The organism is Kocuria sp. CPCC 205260 (genome assembly GCF_040981045.1).
GTDB lineage: Bacteria > Actinomycetota > Actinomycetes > Actinomycetales > Micrococcaceae > Kocuria > Kocuria palustris.
In genome coordinates this window covers 29,084-51,067 of the sequence record NZ_JAVKPT010000004.1, presented here as the reverse complement: position 1 = coordinate 51,067, position 21,984 = coordinate 29,084, and the positions used below count along the sequence as shown (strand labels likewise).

The 21,984-nt window shown below is 71.2% G+C and carries 22 protein-coding genes; 19 read left to right on the top strand and 3 right to left on the bottom strand.

The genetic code is table 11. From position 1 onward, the window contains the following. The first annotated feature begins 1 nt into the window (after nt 1). From RF645_RS08700 to RF645_RS08690, 3 genes are all read left to right on the top strand, one after another. Nucleotides 2-337, top strand: a complete 336-nt coding sequence (locus RF645_RS08700; protein WP_024289227.1) for a rhodanese-like domain-containing protein — start codon at nt 2-4, stop codon at nt 335-337. Between the two features lie 13 nt (nt 338-350). Beyond that, nucleotides 351-1,280 carry a prephenate dehydratase gene (gene pheA / locus RF645_RS08695; protein WP_368818934.1) on the top strand — a complete coding sequence of 310 codons (930 nt, stop codon included), beginning with the start codon at nt 351-353 and terminating at the stop codon, nt 1,278-1,280. A 90-nt stretch (nt 1,281-1,370) separates the two neighbouring features. Beyond that, nucleotides 1,371-2,771: a GntP family permease gene (locus RF645_RS08690; RefSeq protein ID WP_271404126.1), complete on the top strand. Its 1,401-nt coding sequence runs from the start codon at nt 1,371-1,373 to the stop codon at nt 2,769-2,771. A 25-nt stretch (nt 2,772-2,796) separates the two neighbouring features. Here the strand turns inward: RF645_RS08690 and RF645_RS08685 are convergent, their stop codons facing one another. Then, complete coding sequence (locus RF645_RS08685; RefSeq protein ID WP_137802727.1) at nt 2,797-3,849, bottom strand: diacylglycerol kinase family protein; 1,053 nt, start codon at nt 3,847-3,849, stop codon at nt 2,797-2,799. A 132-nt stretch (nt 3,850-3,981) separates the two neighbouring features. Here RF645_RS08685 and serS point away from each other — a divergent pair, with 132 nt between their 5' ends. The 6 genes from serS to RF645_RS08655 all read left to right on the top strand — a co-directional run bounded on the left by serS (nt 3,982) and on the right by RF645_RS08655 (nt 10,659). Then, a complete protein-coding gene (gene serS / locus RF645_RS08680; protein ID WP_368818933.1) occupies nt 3,982-5,283 on the top strand; it encodes a serine--tRNA ligase in 1,302 nt (433 codons plus the stop codon). Nucleotides 5,284-5,381: 98 nt separating this feature from the next. Continuing rightward, nucleotides 5,382-6,365 (top strand): HAD family hydrolase, encoded by a 984-nt coding sequence (locus RF645_RS08675; RefSeq protein ID WP_368818932.1) that lies wholly within the window; start codon nt 5,382-5,384, stop codon nt 6,363-6,365. Nucleotides 6,366-6,842: 477 nt separating this feature from the next. Beyond that, nucleotides 6,843-7,484, top strand: coding sequence for an ABC transporter permease (locus RF645_RS08670; RefSeq protein WP_053446814.1), 642 nt, complete (start codon nt 6,843-6,845; stop codon nt 7,482-7,484). After that, complete coding sequence (locus RF645_RS08665; protein WP_259904077.1) at nt 7,477-8,796, top strand: ATP-binding cassette domain-containing protein; 1,320 nt, start codon at nt 7,477-7,479, stop codon at nt 8,794-8,796. The genes RF645_RS08670 and RF645_RS08665 overlap by 8 nt, the downstream gene beginning before the upstream one ends. Beyond that, entirely contained in the window at nt 8,793-9,563 is a 771-nt protein-coding gene (locus RF645_RS08660; protein ID WP_006213614.1) for an ABC transporter permease, read from the top strand. The genes RF645_RS08665 and RF645_RS08660 overlap by 4 nt, the downstream gene beginning before the upstream one ends. Nucleotides 9,564-9,618: 55 nt before the next feature. After that, nucleotides 9,619-10,659, top strand: a complete 1,041-nt coding sequence (locus tag RF645_RS08655) for a glycine betaine ABC transporter substrate-binding protein (protein ID WP_081609418.1) — start codon at nt 9,619-9,621, stop codon at nt 10,657-10,659. Nucleotides 10,660-10,686: 27 nt separating this feature from the next. Here RF645_RS08655 and RF645_RS08650 read toward each other — a convergent pair whose 3' ends face one another. Beyond that, nucleotides 10,687-11,400, bottom strand: a complete 714-nt coding sequence (locus RF645_RS08650) for a hypothetical protein (RefSeq protein WP_024289217.1) — start codon at nt 11,398-11,400, stop codon at nt 10,687-10,689. Between the two features lie 136 nt (nt 11,401-11,536). Continuing rightward, on the bottom strand, nt 11,537-12,049 hold the full coding sequence (locus tag RF645_RS08645; protein ID WP_137802732.1) for an inorganic diphosphatase: 513 nt from the start codon (nt 12,047-12,049) through the stop codon (nt 11,537-11,539). Nucleotides 12,050-12,171: 122 nt separating this feature from the next. On the opposite strand from RF645_RS08645, the gene RF645_RS08640 reads away from it, so the two are divergent. From RF645_RS08640 to folK, 10 genes are all read left to right on the top strand, one after another. Then, nucleotides 12,172-13,668: a D-alanyl-D-alanine carboxypeptidase gene (locus RF645_RS08640; protein WP_137802733.1), complete on the top strand. Its 1,497-nt coding sequence runs from the start codon at nt 12,172-12,174 to the stop codon at nt 13,666-13,668. 53 nt (nt 13,669-13,721) lie between these two features. Beyond that, nucleotides 13,722-14,888, top strand: coding sequence for a zinc-dependent metalloprotease (locus RF645_RS08635; protein ID WP_137802734.1), 1,167 nt, complete (start codon nt 13,722-13,724; stop codon nt 14,886-14,888). A gap of 57 nt (nt 14,889-14,945) precedes the next feature. Continuing rightward, nucleotides 14,946-15,413 (top strand): hypothetical protein, encoded by a 468-nt coding sequence (locus tag RF645_RS08630; protein WP_006213606.1) that lies wholly within the window; start codon nt 14,946-14,948, stop codon nt 15,411-15,413. Between the two features lie 56 nt (nt 15,414-15,469). Next, nucleotides 15,470-16,546: a tRNA lysidine(34) synthetase TilS gene (gene tilS, locus RF645_RS08625; RefSeq protein WP_137802735.1), complete on the top strand. Its 1,077-nt coding sequence runs from the start codon at nt 15,470-15,472 to the stop codon at nt 16,544-16,546. Between the two features lie 120 nt (nt 16,547-16,666). Then, nucleotides 16,667-17,218, top strand: coding sequence for a hypoxanthine phosphoribosyltransferase (gene hpt, locus RF645_RS08620; RefSeq protein ID WP_006213604.1), 552 nt, complete (start codon nt 16,667-16,669; stop codon nt 17,216-17,218). 142 nt (nt 17,219-17,360) lie between these two features. Then, nucleotides 17,361-19,547 carry an ATP-dependent zinc metalloprotease FtsH gene (gene ftsH / locus RF645_RS08615; RefSeq protein ID WP_137802736.1) on the top strand — a complete coding sequence of 729 codons (2,187 nt, stop codon included), beginning with the start codon at nt 17,361-17,363 and terminating at the stop codon, nt 19,545-19,547. A 3-nt stretch (nt 19,548-19,550) separates the two neighbouring features. Continuing rightward, nucleotides 19,551-20,165, top strand: a complete 615-nt coding sequence (gene folE, locus RF645_RS08610) for a GTP cyclohydrolase I FolE (protein WP_137802737.1) — start codon at nt 19,551-19,553, stop codon at nt 20,163-20,165. A gap of 7 nt (nt 20,166-20,172) precedes the next feature. Continuing rightward, nucleotides 20,173-21,090 (top strand): dihydropteroate synthase, encoded by a 918-nt coding sequence (folP, locus tag RF645_RS08605; protein WP_137802738.1) that lies wholly within the window; start codon nt 20,173-20,175, stop codon nt 21,088-21,090. Further along, a complete protein-coding gene (folB, locus tag RF645_RS08600; protein ID WP_137802739.1) occupies nt 21,087-21,455 on the top strand; it encodes a dihydroneopterin aldolase in 369 nt (122 codons plus the stop codon). The genes folP and folB overlap by 4 nt, the downstream gene beginning before the upstream one ends. Then, the gene (gene folK / locus RF645_RS08595) at nt 21,455-21,982 is read left to right on the top strand and encodes a 2-amino-4-hydroxy-6-hydroxymethyldihydropteridine diphosphokinase (RefSeq protein ID WP_006213599.1); all 528 of its coding nucleotides are present in this window, start codon (nt 21,455-21,457) and stop codon (nt 21,980-21,982) included. Before folB ends, folK begins: the two co-directional genes overlap by 1 nt. Nucleotides 21,983-21,984 lie beyond the last annotated feature (2 nt).

Sequence of the window (21,984 nt, the reverse complement as noted above, 5' to 3'; positions counted from 1 at the left end):
CATGGACAACGTGGACAACCTGCCCAGCGCCGATGTCACCGAGGTTCCCGAGGACGCCAAGGTCCTCGACGTCCGCGAGGACTTCGAGTGGGAGGCCGGGCACATCGAGGGTGCGCAGCACATCCCGCTGGGCGAGCTCTCGGCCCGCTACGGCGAGGTCCCCATGGACGAGGACGTCTATGTGATCTGCCGCTCCGGCGGCCGGTCCCTGAAGGCCACGGCCTTCCTGGCACAGAGCGGCTTCGACCCGATCAACGTGCTCGGCGGCATGGGCGCATGGGCGGATGCCGACAAGCCCATGGTCTCGGAGACCGACGACACCCCCTCGGTGAAGTGACGCCCCGGAGACCATGAGCATCGCGTTCCTGGGTCCCGCCGGGACCTTCACCGAATCGGCGCTGCGGCAGATCGAGCCGGATCCCGCTCATCACCTGCCGGTCGCCTCGGTCCCCGCGGCCCTGGCGGCGGTGCGCGACGGGCGGGCCGCCTCGGCGGTCGTGCCGATCGAGAACTCCGTCGAGGGCGGCGTGACCGCCACGCTGGATGCGCTCGCCGAGGGCACCGAGCTGCGGATCTGCGCGGAGATGCTCGTGCCGATCCGCTTCGCGCTCGTGGCGCTGAGGCCCATGGAGCTGTCCCAGGTCCGGGCCGTGGCCACGCACTCGCATGCGTGGGCCCAGGTCAGAGGCTGGGTGGAAGAGAACATGCCGGAGGTGGAATACATTCCGGCATCGTCCACCGCGGCCGGCGCCCTGGGGCTGCTGGCCTCGGGGGAGTCCGCGGGCTATGACGCCGCGATCTGCTCCCCGGCGATCCTCGCGGCCCATCCCGAGCTGACCGTGCTGGCCGATGACATCGGGGACAACCGGGCCGCCGTCACCCGCTTCGTGCAGGTGACCGAGCCGGGCGAGCAGCTGCCGGAGCGCACGGGCTCGGATCGCACCACGCTCGTCATCCCGCTGTGGAGCGACCGCGCCGGCGCCCTGCTGGAGATCCTGGAGCAGTTCTCCACCCGCGGGGTGAACCTCTCGCGCATCGAGTCCCGGCCCACCGGCGCCTCGCTGGGGGACTACTTCTTCTCGGTCGATCTGGACGGTCACATCCTGGACGAGCGGGTCTCGGAGGCCGTGGTGGGCCTGCGGCGGATCTGTCCGACCACCCGGTTCCTGGGCTCGTACCCCAGGGCGGAGCAGGGCGTGACGGAGGTCGAGGGCCGGCACACGGACGGAGCCTTCCGCCAGGCGAGGGACTGGGTCCAGCAGCTGCGCGAAGGGCGCTGAGCCGACTCCCTTCCATCGGCCGGCAGGCGGATACGCTGAGCCCTTCGATGCTCGATGACGAGCGCCCCGACATACGCAAGGAGCCGAGACATGGTCGAGGAGCTCGAGGGCTGGGAGCAGACCCTCACCGCAGGTCCGCTGCTGCTGATCGCCGCCGCGGCGATCGCCGCCCTGCTGGTGCTGATCATCAAGCTGAAGATGCACGCCTTCGTGGCGCTGATCGTCATCAGCTTCCTCACGGCGGTCGCCGCGGGCATCCCGTTCGGCGCGGTCGTGCCCGTGATGCTCGACGGCTTCGGCGGCACGCTGGCCAGCGTGGCGCTGCTGGTGGGCCTGGGCGCCATGCTCGGACGGCTGCTCGAGACCTCCGGCGGCGCCCAGGTGCTGGCCGAGAAGCTGATCTCGATCTTCGGCGAGAAGCGGGCCCCGCTGGCGCTGGGAGTGGCCTCCCTGCTGTTCGGCTTCCCGATCTTCTTCGACGCCGGCCTGGTCGTCATGCTGCCCGTGGTCTTCGCCGTGGCCCGACGACTCGGCGGCTCCGTGCTGCTCTACGCGCTGCCGTCGGTCGGCGCGTTCTCCGTGATGCACGTGTTCCTGCCGCCGCATCCGGGGCCGGTCACCGCCTCCACGTTCTTCGAGGCGAACGTCGGCCTGGTCCTGCTCGTGGGCCTGGTGGCTGCGCTTCCGGCCTGGTACCTGTCGTCGTACCTCTTCGGCAAGGTCATGGGACGGCGGATCGATCTGCCTGTGCCCAGCATCCTGGGTGAGGCCGAGGCGGTGCAGAACCCGCCGAAGACGGGGACCGTGGTCCTCATCCTCCTGCTGCCCATGCTGCTGATCTTCCTCAACACGGGGCTGTCCACCCTGCTGAAGTCCGGGGCCATCCCCGAGGGCGTGGGGGAGCAGGCCTGGTTCCAGCTGCTGGTCTCCCTGGGTGCCACCCCGGTGGCGCTGACGATCTCCCTGCTGGTGGCGGCCCTGCTCGTGGGCAAGGCGCGCGGCGTCAGCGGCAGCGCGATCGAGAAGACCTTCGAATCGGCTCTGGGCCCCGTCTGCTCGGTCATCCTCATCACGGGAGCCGGCGGCATGTTCGGCGGCGTGCTGCGCAGCTCGGGCATCGGCGACGCCCTGGCCGACGTCCTCACCGACCTCGGCATCCCGATCATCCTGGCCGGGTTCATCATCGCCGTGATCATGCGCGTGGCCCAGGGTTCCGCGACCGTCGCGCTGACGACCGCCGCGGGCCTCATCGCGCCCGCGGTGATGGCCGCCGAACTCGGCGGGCTGCAGGTCGCAGCGCTCGTGGTCGCGGTGGCCGCCGGCTCCGTGGCGCTGTCCCACGTCAACGACTCCGGCTTCTGGCTCGTGGGCCGCTTCCTGGAGATGGACGTGCGCACGACCTTCAGGACCTGGACGGTGCTGGAGACGATCATCGCCGTGGTCGGCTTCCTGATCGCCGCGGCCGTCTACGGCCTGGCCGGTCTCCTGTAGCCCGCCCCGGCGTTCTGCGGAAGGCTCAGCGCTCGTCGTCGGCGCTGCGGCGGCGGTGGAAGTCCGCCTGGATCGCAGGCTCATGCTCGGGGTGGCGAGCCTGGGTGTCGTCGTCGATCAGATCCAGGGACTCGCGCACCATGGTGGGCGGAACCCGCAGCTTCAGGGCCGCGGGAAGGGTCTCGGCCTCGAAGGCCACCACATGGCCCACGGAGTCGCCGTCGAGTTCGCCGCTGGTCGGCTCGGCGAACTCGGCGCGCACCTTCCGGCACTCGTAGTGATCGAGCTCGGGCAGCGGATGGCGGTGCTGGGTGATCACCTTGCCGGCCAGCCGCGCCCAGCCGAGCAGGTGGCGCGGGGCGATCACCACCACATCCATCTTGCCGTCGTCCAGCTTGGCGCCGGGGACGAGCACGAGCCCGCCGGTCAGGGTCCCGCAGTTCGCGGCCATGATCGAGCGCACGCGCCGCGACTGCCAGGGGCCGTCGTCCAGGCTGAAGCGCGCCCACGCCGGGGACATGAGCACCCGGCGCATCCCTGCCTCGCCGTAGGCCATCCATCCGATCCTCTTCTTGAGGCGGTCGCTCGTGTGCTCCATGATCTCGGCGTCGAACCCGACCCCGCCCATGACGCACAGCAGCTTCTCGTCCATGGTTCCGTCGTCCGATTCGGTGCGGAAGGCGACCATGTCGAGGGCCTTGTCCTCCCCGAACAGCGCGACATCCACGGAGTGGTGGATGTCATCCAGGTGGGCGCCCAGGTTGCGGGCCAGGAGGTTGCCGGTGCCCATGGGGATCAGCCCCAGCGGCGTCCCGGTGCCGGCCAGGACCTCGGCCACGGTGCGCACGGTGCCGTCGCCGCCGGCGGCCAGCACCACATCGGCGCCCCATTCGAGGGCCTCGCGGGTCATGGACGTTCCGGGGTCATCGGCCCGGGTCTCAAAGAACCGGGGCTGCGGCCATCCCGCTTTGCGGCAGGCCAGCGTGGTGTGGTTGATGGCATCGTCCGCCCCGGCCTTGATGGGGTTGACGACGACGGCCACGTGCTGGACGTGGGGCTGGTCCAGGGACTCGGACACGGCAGGGGCTCCTGAGCTTCGCAGTGGTGGCGGATCGGGACGGCGCACGGCCTGCGATCGACTGAGAGCGACCACCGTAGCGCGCAGCTATGACAGCCAGCCGGGAAAGGCCGACTCCGCTACCCTGGCCCGGTGATCGATATCAACATGCTCCGCGAGAATCCCGACAAGTTCCGCGCCTCGCAGGCCGCCCGCGGCGCCGACGAGTCCGTGGTGGACCGCGTGCTCGAGGCCGACTCCGCCCGCCGCTCGGCCATCACCGAGTACGAGACGCTGCGCGCCGAGCAGAAGAGCTTCGGCAAGAAGGTCGCCCAGGCTCAGGGCGAGCAGAAGCAGCAGCTGCTGGCCGAGGTCAAGGACCTCTCCGATCGCGTCAAGGACGCAGATTCCCGGGCCGATGCCGCCCAGGCCACGATCGACGAGCTGCTCAAGGCCCTGCCGAACCTGATCATCGACGGCATCCCGGCAGGCGGCGAGGACGACTTCGCCGTGCTCAAGCACGTGGGTCAGCCCCGGGACTTCGCAGCCGAGGGCTTCGAGCCGCGCGATCACCTGGAGATCGGCGAGCTCGTGGACGGGCTCGACATGGCCCGCGGCGCCAAGGTCGGAGGCTCGCGCTTCTACTTCCTCAAGCGCGACATCGCGCGTCTGGAGACCGCTCTGCTGCGCATGGGCCAGGACCTGGCCATGGACAACGACTTCATCGCGCTGACCACCCCCACCCTGGTGCGCCCGGAGATCATGGCCGGCACCGGCTTCGACGTCGAGCACGACGACGAGATCTACCGCCTCGAGAAGGACGACCTCTACCTGGTCGGCACCTCCGAGGTCGCGATCGCCGGCTACCACGCCGATGAGATCATCGACCTGTCCGACGGCCCGCTGCGCTATGCCGGATGGTCGACCTGCTACCGCCGGGAGGCCGGCTCGGCGGGCAAGGACACCCGCGGCATCATCCGCGTCCACCAGTTCAACAAGCTGGAGATGTTCGTCTACTGCACCCAGGATCAGGCCGAGGCGGAGCACGCCCGCCTGCTCGAGTGGGAGGAGCAGATGCTGCAGGCCTGCGGGCTGTCCTACCGGGTGATCGACACCGCCGCCGGCGATCTCGGCACCTCCGCTGCGCGCAAGTTCGACTGCGAGGCCTGGATCCCCACCCAGGGCCGCTACCGCGAGCTGTCCTCGACCTCGAACTGCACCACCTACCAGGCCCGCCGCCTGAACATCCGCGAGCGGCTGGCCGACACCACGACCGCCGATGGCAAGGTGAAGAAGGGCGGGACGCAGATGATCGCCACCCTCAACGGCACGCTGGCCACCACGCGCTGGCTCGTGGCGATCCTGGAGACGCATCAGCAGGCCGACGGCTCCGTCGTGATCCCGGAGCCGCTGCGCCCGTACATGCGCGGCCAGGAGGTCATCCAGGTGCGCTGAGCCCCTCAGGCGCCTGCTGGGTGAACGTCCCGTGAAGCGGCGGGTCGTCGTGGTGTCGGCCACGGCGGCCCGCCGTCGTGCTGTGGCAGGCTCGGGGGATGACTCAGACGCAGCGCGCCGACACCGACGATCGGGCTCACGACAAGCCGCACGACGCCGATGGCACCCTTCCCCAGCCCCAGGACCCTCAGCAGGATCCGCCCCACGCCCCGGATCACGGGGCGGCGCCGTTCCCCGAGCCCGACCGCGAGCCGGTCGGCAGCGACTGGCAGCTGCAGGAGGGCGTGCGCTACCTCGTGTGCCTGGACGTGGACGGCACGCTCGTGGATCACGACGGACGCATGTCGCAGGCGGTGCTGGACTCGGCGCGCGCCGCGGCTGCAGCGGGGCACCATCTGGTGATCGCCACCGGGCGCTCGCGCGGAGCCACTCTGCCCGTGTGCGAGAAGCTCGGGCTGGAGTCCGGCTACGCCGTGTCCTCCAACGGGGGCATCACCATGCACCTGTCGAGCGAGCACGAGGACTGGTACCGCGTGATCGACGCGGTGACCTTCAACCCCGAGAAGGCGCTGCAGGCGCTGCGGGAGGTCCTGCCCGCGGCCAAGTACGCGATCGAGACCGCCGACGGCAGCTTCTACTCGACCGAGCGCTTCCAGGACGGCTCCTTCGGCATCGAGGCGATCCCCACGGACATGCGCGGGCTCGCCGAGCTCGACGCCGTGCGGCTCGTGGTCAGCAGCTCTGCGGAGGAGCCGGAGGACTTCGCCGAGGCCATCGACCGCTCGGGCCTGCACGGCGTGGCCTACTCCGTGGGCTGGACCTCATGGCTGGATGTGGCGGCCAACGGCGTCTCCAAGGCCAGCGCGCTGGAGCAGGTTCGTCGCCGCCTGGACGTCGATCCCGCCCACACGGTCGCGATCGGCGACGGGCACAACGACATCGAGATGCTCGAGTGGGCGGCCCGCGGAGTGGCCATGGGCCAGGCCCCGGACGAGGTCGTGGAGGCGGCGCGGGAGGTCACCACGAGCGTGTACCAGGACGGCGCCGCCCGCATCCTGCGCTCCCTGCTGCCGCAGGGCTGAGCCGCAGCCCGGGCTTCGGGCGAGCCGCTGCGCTGGGGCTGCCGCTCGCCCGCGGCGGCCGGATCAGCTCGGCGGCTCGGGCGCCGGAAGCGCCAGCTCCGGCAGCAGGCAGGCCAGGACATCCCGCATGGCGGTCTCGGGGCGCCGGGGGCCGCCGAGCCGAGCCGTGGGCTCATCGATTTCGCGCTGATCACCGCCGGGCCGCGGCCGTCGCGCCAGGCCAGCGGGGCCAGGCCGGCCTGCATGCCGGTGCCGGCGATCACGCTGCCGGGTGCGGCGGGAGACGGTGCGCGGGCCGGGGCGCCCGGCGGCCGCAGCATCGTACCCGAAGCTCTGAGATGCGGATCACAGGTCAGTGCGCTGATGAGCCAATCCGCGCAGATGAGCATTCACCCGCCTATGGTGAACGGGTCAGAGGGGCCCAGCCCATCTGCCGGTTCCGCCCCGGCAGCTCCCAGTCTCCGGAGGGACCGACCCGTGCCCGACTATCTCGCTGAGCGCTGGCAGGTGATCCTGTTCTCCAGCTGGCAGCACCTGTGGCTGGTGATCCAGTGCCTGGCGCTGGCCACCGTGCTGGCCGTCGCGATCGCGCTGCTGTGCTACCGCTCCCAGCGCCTGTCCGAGCTGGCCAACAGCGTCACCGCGATCGGTCTGACCATCCCCTCGTTCGCCCTGATCGGTCTGCTGGTCGCCCCGCTGGGCTTCGGCATCGCCCCGGCCATCGTCGTGATCACCTTCTACGCCGCGCTGCCGATCCTGCGCAACGCGGTCGTGGGCCTGGCCGGCGTCCCGGACACCGTCGTGGAATCCGCCCGCGGCATCGGCATGAGCCGGCTGTCCACCCTGCTGCGCGTCGAGCTGCCCATGGCCTGGCCGGTCATCCTCACCGGAATGCGCGTCTCGGGTCAGATGGTCATGGGCGTCGCCGCGATCGCGGCCTGGGTCCTGGGTCCCGGCCTGGGCGGCTTCATCTTCTCAGGGCTCTCCCGGCTGGGCGGAGCCAACGCTCTGGCCTCGGTGCTCACCGGCGTCATCGCTGTGATCGTCGTGGCCTTCATCCTCGATCTCCTCCTCGCCCTGCTGGGGCGCCTGACCACCTCGAGAGGTCTCCGTGTCTGATCCGCGCAGCTCTGCCCAGAACACCGCCCCCGAAGCCCGCTCCGAGGTCACCGGCGTCCCGATCCTGCTCGACGGCGTGACCAAGCAGTACGGCTCGCGCGCCAAGCCGGCGGTCGACCACCTGACCCTCGAGATCCCGGCAGGCTCGACCGTGATGTTCGTGGGCCCGTCCGGCTGCGGCAAGACCACGACGCTGAAGATGATCAACCGCCTGATCGAGCCCAGCCAGGGCCGGATCGTGATCGACGGCGAGGACGTCACGACCATGAACGGCGATGAGCTGCGTCGGCGCATGGGCTACGTCATCCAGGCCGGCGGCCTGTTCCCGCACATGACCGTGGCCGCGAACATCGGACTGGTCCCCAAGATGCTGGGGTGGGACAAGCAGCGGGTGGCCGAGCGCGTGGACGAGCTGCTCGATCTGGTCTCCCTGGACCCGGCGCTGTACCGGGACCGCTACCCCAAGCAGCTCTCCGGCGGGCAGCAGCAGCGCGTGGGAGTGGCCCGGGCCCTGGCCGCGGATCCGCCCGTGCTGCTCATGGACGAGCCGTTCGGCGCGGTCGATCCGATCACGCGCGCTCGTCTGCAGGAGGAGATGATCTCCATCCAGCGGGAGCTGCGCAAGACGATCGTGATCGTCACCCATGACATCGACGAGGCCGTGAAGCTCGGCGACTGGGTGGTCGTGTTCGACGAGGGTGCGCACATCCAGCAGTACGACCGCCCCGAGCGGATCCTGGCCGAGCCCGCCAACGACTTCGTGGCCGACTTCGTGGGCCGCGGCGCCGGTCTCAAGGCGCTGGGGCTGTCCCGCGTGCGGGACATGCCGCGCCGCGAGGCCGTGACGCTGACCCCCGAAGACTCCGTGCAGAGAGCTCTCGAGCGCGCCGGCAGCGCGGGCCACGGGCACGTGGTGATCGTGGACGGCTCCGGGCGCCCGCTGGCCTGGCCGTCGCTCGAGCAGCTGAGCCGGGCTCAGCAGCTGCCCAGCCGCCTGGATCCGGACCTGCCGATCGTGGGCGAGGACGCGACCCTCGAGGACGCGCTGAACACCATGCTCGTCTCCCGGGTGGGCGCGGGCCTGGTGGTCGGCGCCCGCGGGCGCTTCGAGGGCGTCGTCGACCTGGACGCGGTCATGGAGTCGCTGCAGTCCCAGCGCACCGCGACCGGCTCGGGAGCGGCCCCCGTGGGCTCGAACGACGCCGACATCCGCGTCTCGCGCGACGACGACACCGGCGAGATCCGGGTCATCACCGAGGAGGACCCGCATGGCGGCTCGAGCGCGGCCGAGCCGGAGGAGGCTCGACGATGACGGCCGCGGCAGATCTGGGCAGCGCCTCCGGGATCCAGGCCGACCGGGGCCGGCTGCGCTCGCTGATCATCTACCCGGTCGTGCTGCTGGCGGCCCTGGGCGTGCTGATCCTGTGGCTGAGCCAGGCGGATCTCACGGAGACCGAGCTGGTCACGCTCGCACCGGGACCGCTGCTGAACGCGACCCTCGAGCACCTGCGCCTCACCGCGATCGCCACCGTCGTCGTGCTCGTGATCGCGATCCCGCTGGGCATCCTGCTGACCCGAGGGCCCATGCGGCGCTGGACCGGGGTGATCATGGCGATCGCCAACATCGGCCAGGCGGCCCCGGCGGTGGGCCTGATTGTGCTCTTCGCCATGTGGATGGGCTTCGGCTCCACGGCCGCGATCGTGGCGCTCGTGGTCTACGCGGTGCTTCCCGTGCTGCGCAACACCATGGTCGGACTCGACTCGGTGGATCAGTCGCTGGTCGAGGCGGGCAGGGGCATGGGCATGTCCGCGCTGTCCGTGCTGTGGCGCATCGAGCTGCCGCTGGCGGTGCCGCTGATGCTCGCCGGTATCCGGACCGCGCTCGTGCTGGTGGTCGGCACAGCCACCCTCGCCACCTTCGTCAGCGCCGGCGGTCTGGGCGTGGCGATCACGACCGGTGTGAACCTGGACCTGCCACGAGTCCTGATCACTGGATCGGTGCTCGTCTCGCTGCTGGCGCTGGCCATCGACTGGCTGGGACGGGTGGTCGAGCACATCGCCCGTCCCCGGGGGCTGTGAGGCCGCCGTGGGCGATGTCAGCAAGCAGCACCAGAATCGGAGCACGGAGGCCAGGATGACCACGACCACCACCAGCGGATCGAGGACGCGAGCCGGGCTCCGCTCGCCGCGTCGCCGTCGGGCCCTGTCCGCGGCATCGCTGGCCGCGGCGGCCGCCATGGCTCTGTCCGGCTGTGGTCTGTCCCCGTCGGCCTCCTACGTCCCGCAGTTCGAGGAGGGCTCCATCACCCCGGTCGAAGGCGCCGAGGACGTCCCGGTCACGGTGGTCTCCAAGAACTTCACCGAGCAGCTCATTCTGGGCAAGATCCTGGTCCTGGCCGCGGAGGCCGCCGGGTACCAGGTCACCGACCAGACCAATGTGCCGGGCTCGCAGCCGGTGCGCCGCATGATGGCGGAGGGCGAGGGCGATCTCACCGTCGAGTACACCGGCACCGCCTGGATCACCTACATGGGCCATGAGGAGGGGATCCCCGATCCCCAGGAGCAGTGGCAGGCCGTGGCCGACGAGGACCGGAGCAACGAACTGATCTGGGGCCCGCCGGCCGAGTTCAACAACACGTACGCCCTGGCGGTGCGCTCGGAGTTCGCGCAGGAGCACGGGCTCACGACGATCTCCGACCTGCGCAGCCTGCCCGTCGAGGACCGGACGCTGTGCGTGGAGGCCGAGTTCAACTCCCGTCCGGACGGGCTGAATCCCCTGCTCGAGCACTATGACCTGGCACGGGACAGCGACCAGATGCCCGAGGGCAACATCGGCCTCTACGACACCGGGGCGATCTACACGGCCACGGACCACGGCGACTGCAACGTGGGCGAGGTGTTCGCCACCGACGGTCGAATCCTCTCGCTGGATCTCACCGTTCTCGAGGACGACCGGAAGTACTTCCCGGCCTACAACGGCTCGGCGGTCTACAACGAGCAGACGCTCGCGGAGTCCCCGGAGCTGGCAGAGGTCATGGACAGCATCATGGCCGAGCTCGACAACGAGACGCTGCAGGAGCTCAACGCCCAGGTGGACGTGGAGGGCCGCGAGCCGGTCGACGTGGCCTTCGACTGGATGGTCTCCGAGGGCTTCATCTCCGAGCCGGCCGGCTGAGCCGGTGGCGTGGTCGGCTCTGCCGGCTCAGTCGTCGCCGGGGGGCCAGAACCGCGGCTCGATGTCGATCGAGCGGGCGATCAGCTCGTCCTCCAGCACCTCCCGGCAGATCAGGGGCAGGCACAGGGAGCCGATGCGGTCGGTCTCGTCGAAGCACACGCGCATCTGCGGGAAGCCGCGCCGGTAGCGCTGCAGGTCCCTGGCCAGCTCCACGATCTCGATCAGGGCGTCCTGTCCGGCGAGCACCCAGAAGCTCTCCCGGTCCATGAGCTGGAACAGCCCCACCGCACCGCCGTGGCGGGCGGAGTCCAGCCCCCCGAACGAGGGTCGAGCCACCCAGCCGCCGGAGTGCGGCATCTGGGGGTCCTGCGCCGAGCCTCCCATGAGCGGGGCGATGGGGTCGTACTCCCAGCACCGGGCCTCTCGCAGCCACTGCGGGGGCTCGGGCACCAGGACGTCCGCGTCCTGGTCGCGCCAGTCGACGGAGTCGTCGTCGAACGCGGCGAGGTGCAGGGTCTCCCAGAAGCGGTGCAGGGGCAGGTCCGCCCTCACGCTGTTGAGCAGGACGCCCTCCAGGTTCATGCCGCCGGTGGCCGAGACGGTCGTGGCGGTCTGGACGTGCATCCGCTGGAGCATGCGATCGATCTCCGCCAGGTGCAGCGGCTCGCCGAGCACGACCGTGGTGCCCTGGTGCTCGAGCACGTAGGGCACCCGCTGGGGGACCTCATCCGATCGGCTCATCACGGGTTCATGCAACCACAGCGCACCGACAGCACAAGGGGCGACGACGGCCGACGTCGGGCTCCCTCAGCAAGAGGACAGGCCCCGCCTCCCGTCGCGACGGGAGGCGGGGCCTGTGCGCTGGGCGCGAATGGACTCAGTTCTGCTCGGCCTCGGCGGCGGAGTCGTAGTGCGAGGCCTCGAAGCGCTCCTGCGCCTCGCGGACCAGGCGCTCGGCCTCGTCCTTGCCGGACCAGCCCTCGCCCTTGACCCACTTGTTGGGCTCGAGATCCTTGTAGCGCTCGAAGAAGTGCTGGATCTCCTTCTGCTTGAAATCCATGATGTCATCCAGGCCCTGGATGTGGTCGTAGCGCTTGTCCGTGGACACGCACAGGACCTTGGCGTCGCCGCCGGCCTCGTCGTTCATGTTGAACACAGCGACCGGGCGGGCCTCCACGATCACGCCGGGCATGATGTCGACGTCGAGCAGGACCATGGCGTCCAGCGGATCGCCGTCCTCGCCCAGGGTGTCCTCGAAGTAGCCGTAGTGCTCCGGGTATCCCATCGACGTGAACAGCACGCGGTCCAGGCGGATGCGCCCCGTCTCGTGGTCGATCTCGTACTTGACGCGCGATCCCTTGGGGATCTCGATGGTGACGTCCAGCTCCATGGCTGCTCCTCGTGCTCCGTCGGGGTTCTCTGACTCGTTCGCCTCTCAGGGTAGCGGCCCGTGCGCCCGCCGCGCAGGTCGGGCCTCGGCGGCGCGCGGGCGGGATCGGCACAATAGGGGGCGTGAGCACCCCACAGGATCCCCGCCGCGACCGCCCTGTGCCCGGCGACGAGCCCCAGGACGGCCCCTCCCGACGCCGCAGCCCCGTCGCCGCGGTGATCGCCGCCCTCGTGGTGCTGGCGATCGCGGCCTCGCTGATCGTCTCCGTCCCCGGGGCCTTCGGCGGCCAGGACGACGCCGACGCAGATGTCACCGTGCCGGACCCGGCCGCGCCGCGGCAGGACCAGCCGGGAGGCTATCTGTCGCAGCAGACCGAGGACGGGATCCGGGCGGCGATCGAGGACTCCACCGCGGGGTCTGCAGGAGTCATGGTCATCGATCCCGGCTCGCACGACGTCCTGTTCTCGGACGGGGAGGCCGAGGCACTGGTGCCGGCATCCAACCAGAAGATCCTGACCCACTTCTCGCTGCTGGCGCACACCGGTCCGGACCAGCGCCTGGCCACGACCGCAGTAGCCGGCCAGAGCCCCAACGAAGTGGTCCTCGTGGCCGGCGGGGACACCCTGCTGGCGCCCGGGGACGGCGATCCGGAGGCCGTCACGGGTCGGGCGGGGATCGCCGATCTCGCCGAGTCCACCGCGCAGGCCATGGCAGGGGAGGTGGATCCCGAGAAGCCCGTGCGGGTGGCGGTGGACACGAGCATCTTCTCGGGCCCGTCCCTGAACCCCGCCTGGGAGGACGGCGACATCGAGTCCCAGGAGATCGGGCCGATCAGCCCCATGGCCTTCGGCTCCCATCAGGTGCCCGGGAAGGAAGGGGTCTACGACGAGGACCCGGTCGCCTCGGTGACCGAGGCCTTCGAGCGCGAGCTCGGCTCGCAGCTCGAGGAGCAGGTGGGCCAGGAGGTCCGCGTCGAGTCGGCCGGGGAGCAGGACACGTCCGCGGACCCGCTGCTGCCGTCCGAACAGCAGGAGGGCGTCACGGAGCTGGGCCGCGTGGAGTCGGCCACCGTGCAGGAGCAGGCCGGGCGCATGATGGGCGAGTCCGACAACCGCCTGGCGGAGGTGCTGGGCCGGGTGGCGGCCCGCTCGGCCGGTCACGACGGCAGCATCGAGGGGGCCCAGCAGGCCGCGCGGGAGGCCGTGCTCGAGACGCTGCCGGAGGAGGAGGCCTCCAAAGCGGACGGTCTGCGCATCGTCGACGCCTCCGGGATGACCATGGACGACCGCGTGAGCGCCGACGTCCTGGGCCGCCTGCTGCTGACGGCCGCCGCCGATGATTCGGGGCGGTTCGCTCCCATGATCGAGGCCTTCCCCGTGGGCGGGGCCACCGGCACGCTGGCCGAGCGCTTCGACGACCCCGACGAGTCCGAGGCGCGCGGTGTGACCCGCGCCAAGACCGGGACCCTCAACGTGGTCACGGCGCTGTCCGGGCAGACGATCCGGGCGGACGGCAGCCCGGCCGTGGTGGTCGTCCTCTTCGACGACGTCGAGGACACCGACGCCGCCCGCGATGCCGCCGACCGGATCCACGCGATCGTCGCCGCCGACGGCTCCTGAGCCGCGCCGCCCCCGTCCCCTGCGCTGTCGGGCGCCTGTGATCCCATAGCGCCATGAGCACCTCCGAGTCGTCGTCGAGCACGCAGCGCTCCGGGCTGATCCACTGGCCGAGCGCGGCCCGGATCGCGGCGCGCACCGCCCCGCCGGGGCCCACCCCGGAGCCCGAGCAGCTGCGGACCGCGGTGGACTCGATCCGCGGGCACGCCGAGGCCTCGGTCGATCACGTCCACGCGATCTCCGGTCTGGCGGCGGCGCGCGGGCTGGATGACGCCCCGGTGGTCGTCGTGGACCGCGCCGGCTGGTCCCGGGCGAACACGGCGACCTTCGAGCTGCTGCTCGAGCCGGCGCTGAGCGAGCTGCGGCGGGCGCGGGCCGACCGCCTGGACCGGGGCATGAACGCCGAGCTGATCCAGTCGGTCGCCGCCAGGGCGGCCGCGGCGGAGGCCGGCGGGCTGATGGCCTACCTGTCCACCAAGGTCCTGGGCCAGTACGACCCCTATGCGGGGATGGTCTCGGAGGACGCCGCTCGGCGCTTCCCGGGCGGGCGGCTCATGGTCGTGGCCCCGAACGTGCTGCAGATCGAGCGGGAGCTGAACGTGGATCCCGACGACTTCCGCCTGTGGGTGTGCCTGCACGAGCAGACGCACCGGGTCCAGTTCGCGGCCGCCCCGTGGCTGCGCGAGCAGATGATCCGGGACATGCGGGAGCTGACGGTCTCGCTGTCCGGGGACGCCGACGCCTTCGGGCGCAGGCTGTCCGCCGTGGGCTCCTCAGCCGGGGCCGCCGTGAAGCGCATGCGCCGTGGCCGCGGGCAGGAGGCGCAGGATCCGGACTCGCTGCTCGGTCCCCTCAGCGCGGCGCTGGATGAGCGGGAGCGGGAGATGCTCGAGCGGACCACCGCCGTCATGAGCCTGCTCGAGGGCCACGCCAACTGGGTCATGGACGGGGTGGACTCCTCGATCGTCTCGTCGGTGAAGACCATCCGCCGGCGCTTCGAGCGCCGCGCCGATCTGCGCGGGCCCCTGGACCGGGCCGTGCGCCGGCTGCTGGGCCTGGAGGCCAAGGCCGCGCAGTACGTGCAGGGCCAGCGCTTCGTGACGGAGGTCGTGGAGGCCGTGGGCCGCGACGGCTTCAACCGGGTCTGGCTCGGCTCGCAGAACCTGCCCTCGGCTCGGGAGATCCGCCACCCGCAGGAGTGGGTCGATCGGGTCGCCTTCTGAGGTCTCAGAAGGCCGATCGAGTCCCGTTCGTGACCTGACTGTGACATAATTGCAAAAGTGAGCACCGAGAACATCGACCAGCAGATCAAGCTGTACGGCCAGCCGCTCTCCGAGCGATTCGGGGCGGTCGTGGGCGCGTACGGCATCACCCAGCGCCGCCTCGCGGAGGTCCTGGGGCTGTCCGCTCCCATGCTCTCGCAGCTGAACTCCGGACGCCGCATCAAGATCGGCAACCCGGCGGTCTACGAGCGCCTGGTGATGCTCGAGCAGCGCGCCGGCACCTCGGACATCGAAGAGGTGCTCAGCACGGTCGAGAAGTCCCAGCCGGTGCTGACCACCACCCAGATCCAGACCGGGATCCACGGCGAGTCCAACGCCGTGTCCGCCCTGGCCTCGGTGGTTCCGGTCGCCGAGCTCGAATCCGCGCTGAGCGCCCTCGGCGAGACCACGCCCACGCTGTCCAAGGTGCTCGAGCTCGCCCTGCGGGAGGCCCGCCACCACGAGTCGGCGGCGGGGCTGAACTGACCCAGAGGGGACGGCGCGGCCGACTGTCGCAGGACGTCGCCCTCGCCCGCCGAGCCGTGCTCAGCACGGTCGAGACCGCCTTCCCGCCCGCGCCGGCCCCAGTCGCAACGCAGAGCCCGGATCGCGCGGAGGCCCCGGGCCTGCTGCTCGTGGGCCTGTCCGGCGGACCCGACTCTTTGGCCCTGTCCGCCGCCGCCGCCCACTGGGCGCGCAGGGGCCGACTGCGCGTGGGGGCCGCGGTGATCGATCACGGCATGCAGGAGGGCTCCGCCCTGGTCGCCGAGCGCGCCGCTGAGCAGGCCCGCGAGCTCGGGCTGGATCCCGTGGAGATCCGAGCGGTCGAGGTCCGCGAACGCGGCGAGGGGCCCGAGGCCGCCGCGCGCGCGGCCCGCTACACGGCCCTGCACGAGATCGCCGCCGCCCACGGCGCCCGAGCGATCCTGCTGGGGCACACCCTCGACGACCAGGCCGAGTCGGTGCTGCTCGGGCTGGCCCGCGGCTCCGGGCCGCGCTCGCTGTCCGGCATGCCGCGCGTGCGCGACGACGGCCCCGTCCCCGTGCTGCGCCCGCTGCTCGAGCTGCGCCGCCGCCAGACGGAGGCGATCTGCGCGGCCGAGCAGCTCGAGCCCTGGCACGATCCCGCGAACGCCGACGAGACGATGCTGCGCGCCCGCGTCCGGGCCGCGGTGCTTCCCGAGCTCGAGCGCCAGCTGGGTCCCGGGGTGGCCGAGGCCCTGGCCCGCACCGCAGCCATCCTCGGTCCGGATGCCGAGCTGCTCGAGCAGCTGTCCCTGCAGGTGCTCGAGCGCGCCGTCGTCGTCCCGGACGAGCCGCCGCACAGAGGCTCGGAGGTCGGGCCGCAGCGCGACGGGGCGGCCGTCGTCGTCCTGTCCCTGGCGGTCCTGCAGTCCGAGCCGCAGCCGCTGGTGCGCCGCGCCCTGGCGCAGGCCTGCATGCGCGCCGGAGGGGAGCGGCCCACGCACGAGCGGCTCACCGCCCTGCACGAGCTCGCCTCGGGGCACGGGGAGGCCGGACCCGTGCAGATGGCGGGTAGGGTGGCCGCGTACAGGCGCCGACCCAGCTGCGGCGGCGGCCGAGCAGGGACGCTCGAGCTGGTCCTCCAGCCGCGCTGAGCGGCATGCAGCCGCAGGCTTCCGCGTCTCCCGCACCGGCCCCGACCGCACGACGGCCCGGCCACAGGCCTGCCGCTGCGTTCCTCGACGACAGCGGCACGGAGGCGGACAAGGAGAGCCGTGAAGCCCGAGCATGCGCAGGGGGACCTCACCGAGGTCCTGCACACCAAGGAGGAGATCGATCAGCGGGTGGCCGAGCTGGCCGCGCAGATCGATGCCGACTACGGAGACAGCGACGTCCTGCTCGTGGGCGTCCTCAAGGGCGCCGTGATGATCATGGCCGATCTGTCCCGCGCCCTGGCCGGGCAGTACCCCATGGACTGGATGGCCGTGTCGTCCTACGGCTCCGGCACCAAGTCCTCGGGAGTGGTGCGGATCCTCAAGGACCTCGACACCGACCTCACCGACCGCCACGTCCTGATCGTCGAGGACGTCATCGACTCCGGGCTGACCCTGTCCTGGCTGCTTGCCAACCTCAAGTCCCGGGGCGCCGCCTCGGTCGAGATCTGCACCCTCCTGCGCAAGCCGGAGGCCGCCAAGGTCGAGATCGACGTCCGCTACGTCGGGTGGGACATCCCCAACGAGTTCGTGGTCGGCTACGGCCTGGACTGGAACGAGAAGTACCGCAACCTGGAATGCATCGCGGTGCTCTCCCCGGACGTCTACTCCTGAGGGTGTCCGCCGAGGGGTGAACGCCCGGTCCGCCGCACGATGCCGTGCGGACCGGGCGATACCCTTGCACATCAGGCTCCGGCACGTCCGGCGGCCTCGCGACGCATCGCGGACGGGAAATGCGAAGAGAGGACCCACGGCCTTGGCCACTGAGAAGAAGAAGAAGAGCTTCCTGAGGGGACCCTTCATCTGGGTCCTGCTGGCTCTGCTCGTCCTGATCCCCGTCTTGTCCACACTGACCTCCGGCGGAGGCAGCCGGGTGGACACCAACGTGGGCCTGGAGCTGCTGCAGGACGACAAGGCCACCGAGGCCAAGATCTACGACGGCGATCAGAAGGTCGAGCTGACGCTGGCGGAGGACTACTCCGCGGACGGACGCGACTACGGGCGAAACGTCGAGTTCTTCTACGTCGAGCCGCGCGGCGAGCAGGTCGTGCAGGCCATCGACGACGCCGGGCTCGAGGGCTACACCGATCAGCCGGTGCAGACCAACTGGTTCCTGTCCCTGCTGCAGTTCCTGCTGCCGTTCCTGATCATCCTGGCGATCTTCTGGTTCGTGTTCGCCCGCATGCAGGGCGGCGGCTCCCAGGTCATGAAGTTCGGCCGCTCCAAGGCCAAGAAGTTCGATATGGACAACCCGCAGGTCACGTTCAAGGACGTGGCCGGCGCGGACGAGGCCGTGCAGGAGCTCGACGAGATCAAGCAGTTCCTGGTCGACCGCGATCGCTACACCGCCCTGGGTGCCAAGGTCCCCAAGGGCGTGCTGCTCTACGGCCCTCCCGGAACCGGCAAGACCCTGCTGGCCAAGGCCGTGGCGGGGGAGGCCAGCGTCCCGTTCTTCTCGATCTCCGGCTCGGACTTCGTGGAGATGTTCGTGGGCGTGGGCGCCTCGCGAGTCCGCGACCTGTTCCAGACCGCCAAGGAGTCGGCGCCGGCGATCATCTTCGTGGACGAGATCGACGCCGTCGGCCGCCAGCGCGGGGCCGGCATGGGCGGCGGCAACGACGAGCGCGAGCAGACCCTGAACCAGCTGCTCGTGGAGATGGACGGCTTCGAGGCCGGGACCAACGTCATCCTGATCGCCGCGACCAACCGCCCGGACGTACTGGACCCCGCCCTGCTGCGCCCGGGCCGCTTCGACCGCCAGATCGGCGTGGACGCCCCGGACATGAAGGGCCGCGAGCAGATCCTGCGTGTGCACGCGCAGGACAAGCCGCTGCACGAGTCGGTCGACCTGCGCTCGGTGGCCAAGCGGACGCCGGGCTTCACCGGCGCCGAGCTCGCCAACGTCATGAACGAGGCCGCGCTTCTCACCGCGCGCTCGCACGCCCAGCTGATCGACGACCGCGCCGTGGACGAGGCGATCGACCGCGTGATCGCCGGACCGCAGAAGCACTCGCGGCTCATGAAGGAGCACGAGCGCAAGGTCACCGCCTACCACGAGGGCGGCCACGCCCTGGTGGCGGCGGCGCTGCGCAACACCGATCCGGTCACCAAGATCACGATCCTGCCGCGCGGCCGGGCCCTGGGCTACACCATGGTCATGCCGGCGGACGACAAGTACTCGACCACCCGCCACGAGCTGCTCGATCAGATGGCCTATGCCATGGGCGGGCGCGCCGCGGAGGAGGTCGTGTTCAAGGACCCGTCCTCGGGCGCGGCCAACGACATCCAGAAGGCCACCGACACGGCCCGCAAGATGGTCACGCAGTACGGCATGAGCTCGCGCGTGGGCTCCATGAAGCTCGGCGGCGACGACAGCCAGCCGTTCATGGGCCGCGGCGGCTCGGAGGAGCGCGGCTACTCGGAGGCCACGGCGGCGATCGTCGACGCCGAGGTCCGCGCGCTGCTGGAGAACGCGCAGAACGAGGCCCATCAGATCCTGGTGGCCAACCGCGAGATCCTGGACCGCCTGGCCCTGGAGCTGCTCGAGCGCGAGACCCTCCTCGAGGCGGACATCGCCGAGATCTTCGCCGAGCTGGTCCGCCAGCCCGAGCGGCAGCAGTGGATCTCCGCCGAGGGCCGCCCGCAGTCGGACCTGCCCCCGGTGACCACCTCCCGCGAGAAGGAGGAGCTGGCCGAGGCATCCCCCGAGGAGCGCGAGCGCTTCGAGGCCATGCCCGGCGAGGGCGAGGACCCCAAGCAGCGTCAGGCCGGGCACCGCCACGACGACGAGCCGGGCGCCGAGCACCCCGATCGCGACGGGCGCGACAACCGCTCCGAGTCCGGCGACGGGCAGGCGCCCTCCGGGCGCGCCGGCTCCACCGCGGCGGGCTCGGACGACGCCCCCTGGGACCAGGACGCCCCCGATGACAGGGAGCGTGGCTGAGCGATGCAGCAGCAGGACCACCACGAGGTCGGCGGCGGCCCCGGCGATCTCGCCCCGGTCGATCAGCCGCGCATCCGGGACGCGGTCCGGGAGATTCTGTCCGCGATCGGGGAGGACCCCGATCGCGAGGGCCTGAGAGAGACCCCGGACCGGGTGGCCCGCGCCTACGCCGAGATGTTCTCCGGGCTCGCCCAGGATCCGTCGGAGGTGCTCAGCGCCTCGTTCGACATCGGGCACTCCGAGCTGGTGCTGGTCAAGGACATCTCGTTCTACTCGACCTGCGAGCACCACCTCGTGCCCTTCCACGGCAGTGCGCACGTGGGCTACATCCCGGGGCCCTCGGGCCGGGTCACGGGCCTGTCCAAGATCGCCCGGCTCGTGGAGGTCTACGCCCGCCGCCCGCAGGTCCAGGAGCGGCTGACCACCCAGATCGCCGACGCCCTCATGGACGAGCTCAGCGCCGCCGGGGCGATCGTGGTGGTGCAGTGCGAGCACCTGTGCATGTCCATGCGCGGGGTGCGCAAGCCCGGCGCGTCCACCGTGACCTCCGCGGTGCGCGGCCAGCTGCGCGAGGCCGCCACCCGCTCCGAGGCCATGAGCCTGATCCTGGGAGGCTGAGACGACCATGCAGCCCACCCCTCCGGAGGCCGTCGCCCCGCAGCCCGCTGCCGTCCGCGGCGAGCTGGGCTGGGGGGACTGGGCGGGGCTGCCCTCCGGTCGCACGCTCGTCATGGGCATCCTCAACGTCACGCCGGACTCCTTCTCCGACGGCGGCCGGCACGACTCCCACCGGGCCGCGATCGCCCACGGGCACGAGCTCGCCTCCCAGGGCGCGGATCTGATCGACGTCGGCGGCGAGTCCACCCGCCCCGGTTCGCAGCGCGTGGATCCGGAGGAGGAGCGCCGGCGCATCCTGCCGGTGATCCGCGAGCTGTCGGATGCCGGAATCGTGCTGTCCGTGGACACCTTCAACCCGTCGACCGCAGAGGCCGCCCTGGACGCCGGGGCGCACTGCGTCAACGACGTCTCCGGCGTGGCTGTGCGCGACGGCATGGTCCCGCTGGTCGTCGAGCGGCAGGCACCGTACATCTGCATGCACTCCCGCGGCACCCCCGGGACCATGGACTCGCTGGCGGTCTACGACGACCTCGTGGGCGATGTGCTGCGCGAGATCCATGAGGTCGCCCAGCGCTTCCTCGATGCCGGGTTGGATCCCTCCAAGCTCGTGCTGGATCCGGGGCTCGGCTTCGCCAAGGGAGGGCGGCAGGACTGGCAGCTGCTGGAGGCCCTGCCGCGGTTCGTGGCCACCGGCTATCCGATCCTGGTGGCGGCCTCGCGCAAGCGCTTCATCGGCCATCTGCTCGGCAACGGCACCGCGCCGCGTCCAGCGGATCAGCGAGATATCGCCACGGCGGCCATCTCGGCGCTGTCTGCCGATCGCGGGGCGTGGGCGGTGCGCGTGCACGACGTCGCCTCGAGCGTCGACGCCATCGCCGTGGCCGGGGCCTGGAACCGCCCCGTCGGCAAGGAGGGGATCGCATGAGCGCAGATCGGATCGCGCTGAACGGACTCACCGAGGTGGGCCATCACGGGGTGTTCGACCACGAGCGCCGCGACGGCCAGGAGTTCTCGGTCGACCTGGTGCTGCACCTGGACCTGCGTCCTGCGGGCAGCTCGGACGAGCTGACCCGCACTGTGCACTACGGAGAGGTCGCCGAGGCCGTCCACGAGGAGATCGTCGGCCCGCCGGTGGATCTCATCGAGGCTCTGGCCGAGCGGATCGCGGCCCGGCTGCTGCGGGAGCAGGCCCTTCTGGAGGCTGTCGAGGTCACCGTGCACAAGCCGCACGCCCCGATCGAGGTGGCCTTCCGGGACGTGGCCGTGACGGTGCTGAGGGGGCGGTCCTGATGCCGCGGGCGCTGATCGGCATGGGCTCCAACCTCGGGGACCGCGGGCAGCTGCTGCGCTCGGCGGTCGAGCAGCTGCGCGCCGCCCCCGGGGTGAGCGTGGAGGCGGTCTCCCCGATCGCGATCACCGATCCGGTGGGCGGGCCGCCCGGCCAGCCGCAGTTCCTCAACGGCGTGGTGCGGCTGAGCACCGAGCTCTCGCCCAGGGAACTGCTCGCACTGTGCCAGCGCATCGAGGCGGATCACGACCGCGTGCGCCTGGAGCGGTGGGGTCCGCGCACCCTGGATCTGGACATCATCGACTTCGACGGCGCGGTGATGGATGATCCCGAGCTGACCATCCCGCACCCGCGGGCCCACGAGCGGGCCTTCGTGCTCTTCCCCTGGGCGCTGCTCGAGCCCCAGGCCGAGCTCGCCGGGAGCAGGATCGCCGAGCTGGCGGCGCAGGCCTCGGATGCCCGGGGCGTACGGGCGCAGACCTTCCGCCTCGAGGACGCCCCCGGCGAGGACGAGACCGCGGACGACTGAGC

Excerpts from the sequence above, each read along its gene's own strand:
- RF645_RS08645 (WP_137802732.1), bottom strand. The coding sequence starts at position 12,049 with ATGGAGCTGGACGTCACCATCGAGATCCCCAAGGGATCGCGCGTCAAG.
- RF645_RS08655 (WP_081609418.1), top strand. The coding sequence starts at position 9,619 with ATGACCACGACCACCACCAGCGGATCGAGGACGCGAGCCGGGCTCCGC.
- pheA (WP_368818934.1), top strand. The coding sequence starts at position 351 with ATGAGCATCGCGTTCCTGGGTCCCGCCGGGACCTTCACCGAATCGGCG.
- folB (WP_137802739.1), top strand. The coding sequence starts at position 21,087 with ATGAGCGCAGATCGGATCGCGCTGAACGGACTCACCGAGGTGGGCCAT.
- folK (WP_006213599.1), top strand. The coding sequence starts at position 21,455 with ATGCCGCGGGCGCTGATCGGCATGGGCTCCAACCTCGGGGACCGCGGG.
- folP (WP_137802738.1), top strand. The coding sequence starts at position 20,173 with ATGCAGCCCACCCCTCCGGAGGCCGTCGCCCCGCAGCCCGCTGCCGTC.
- folE (WP_137802737.1), top strand. The coding sequence starts at position 19,551 with ATGCAGCAGCAGGACCACCACGAGGTCGGCGGCGGCCCCGGCGATCTC.
- RF645_RS08660 (WP_006213614.1), top strand. The coding sequence starts at position 8,793 with ATGACGGCCGCGGCAGATCTGGGCAGCGCCTCCGGGATCCAGGCCGAC.
- RF645_RS08650 (WP_024289217.1), bottom strand. The coding sequence starts at position 11,400 with ATGAGCCGATCGGATGAGGTCCCCCAGCGGGTGCCCTACGTGCTCGAG.
- RF645_RS08700 (WP_024289227.1), top strand. The coding sequence starts at position 2 with ATGGACAACGTGGACAACCTGCCCAGCGCCGATGTCACCGAGGTTCCC.
- RF645_RS08690 (WP_271404126.1), top strand. The coding sequence starts at position 1,371 with ATGGTCGAGGAGCTCGAGGGCTGGGAGCAGACCCTCACCGCAGGTCCG.
- RF645_RS08675 (WP_368818932.1), top strand. The coding sequence starts at position 5,382 with ATGACTCAGACGCAGCGCGCCGACACCGACGATCGGGCTCACGACAAG.
- RF645_RS08635 (WP_137802734.1), top strand. The coding sequence starts at position 13,722 with ATGAGCACCTCCGAGTCGTCGTCGAGCACGCAGCGCTCCGGGCTGATC.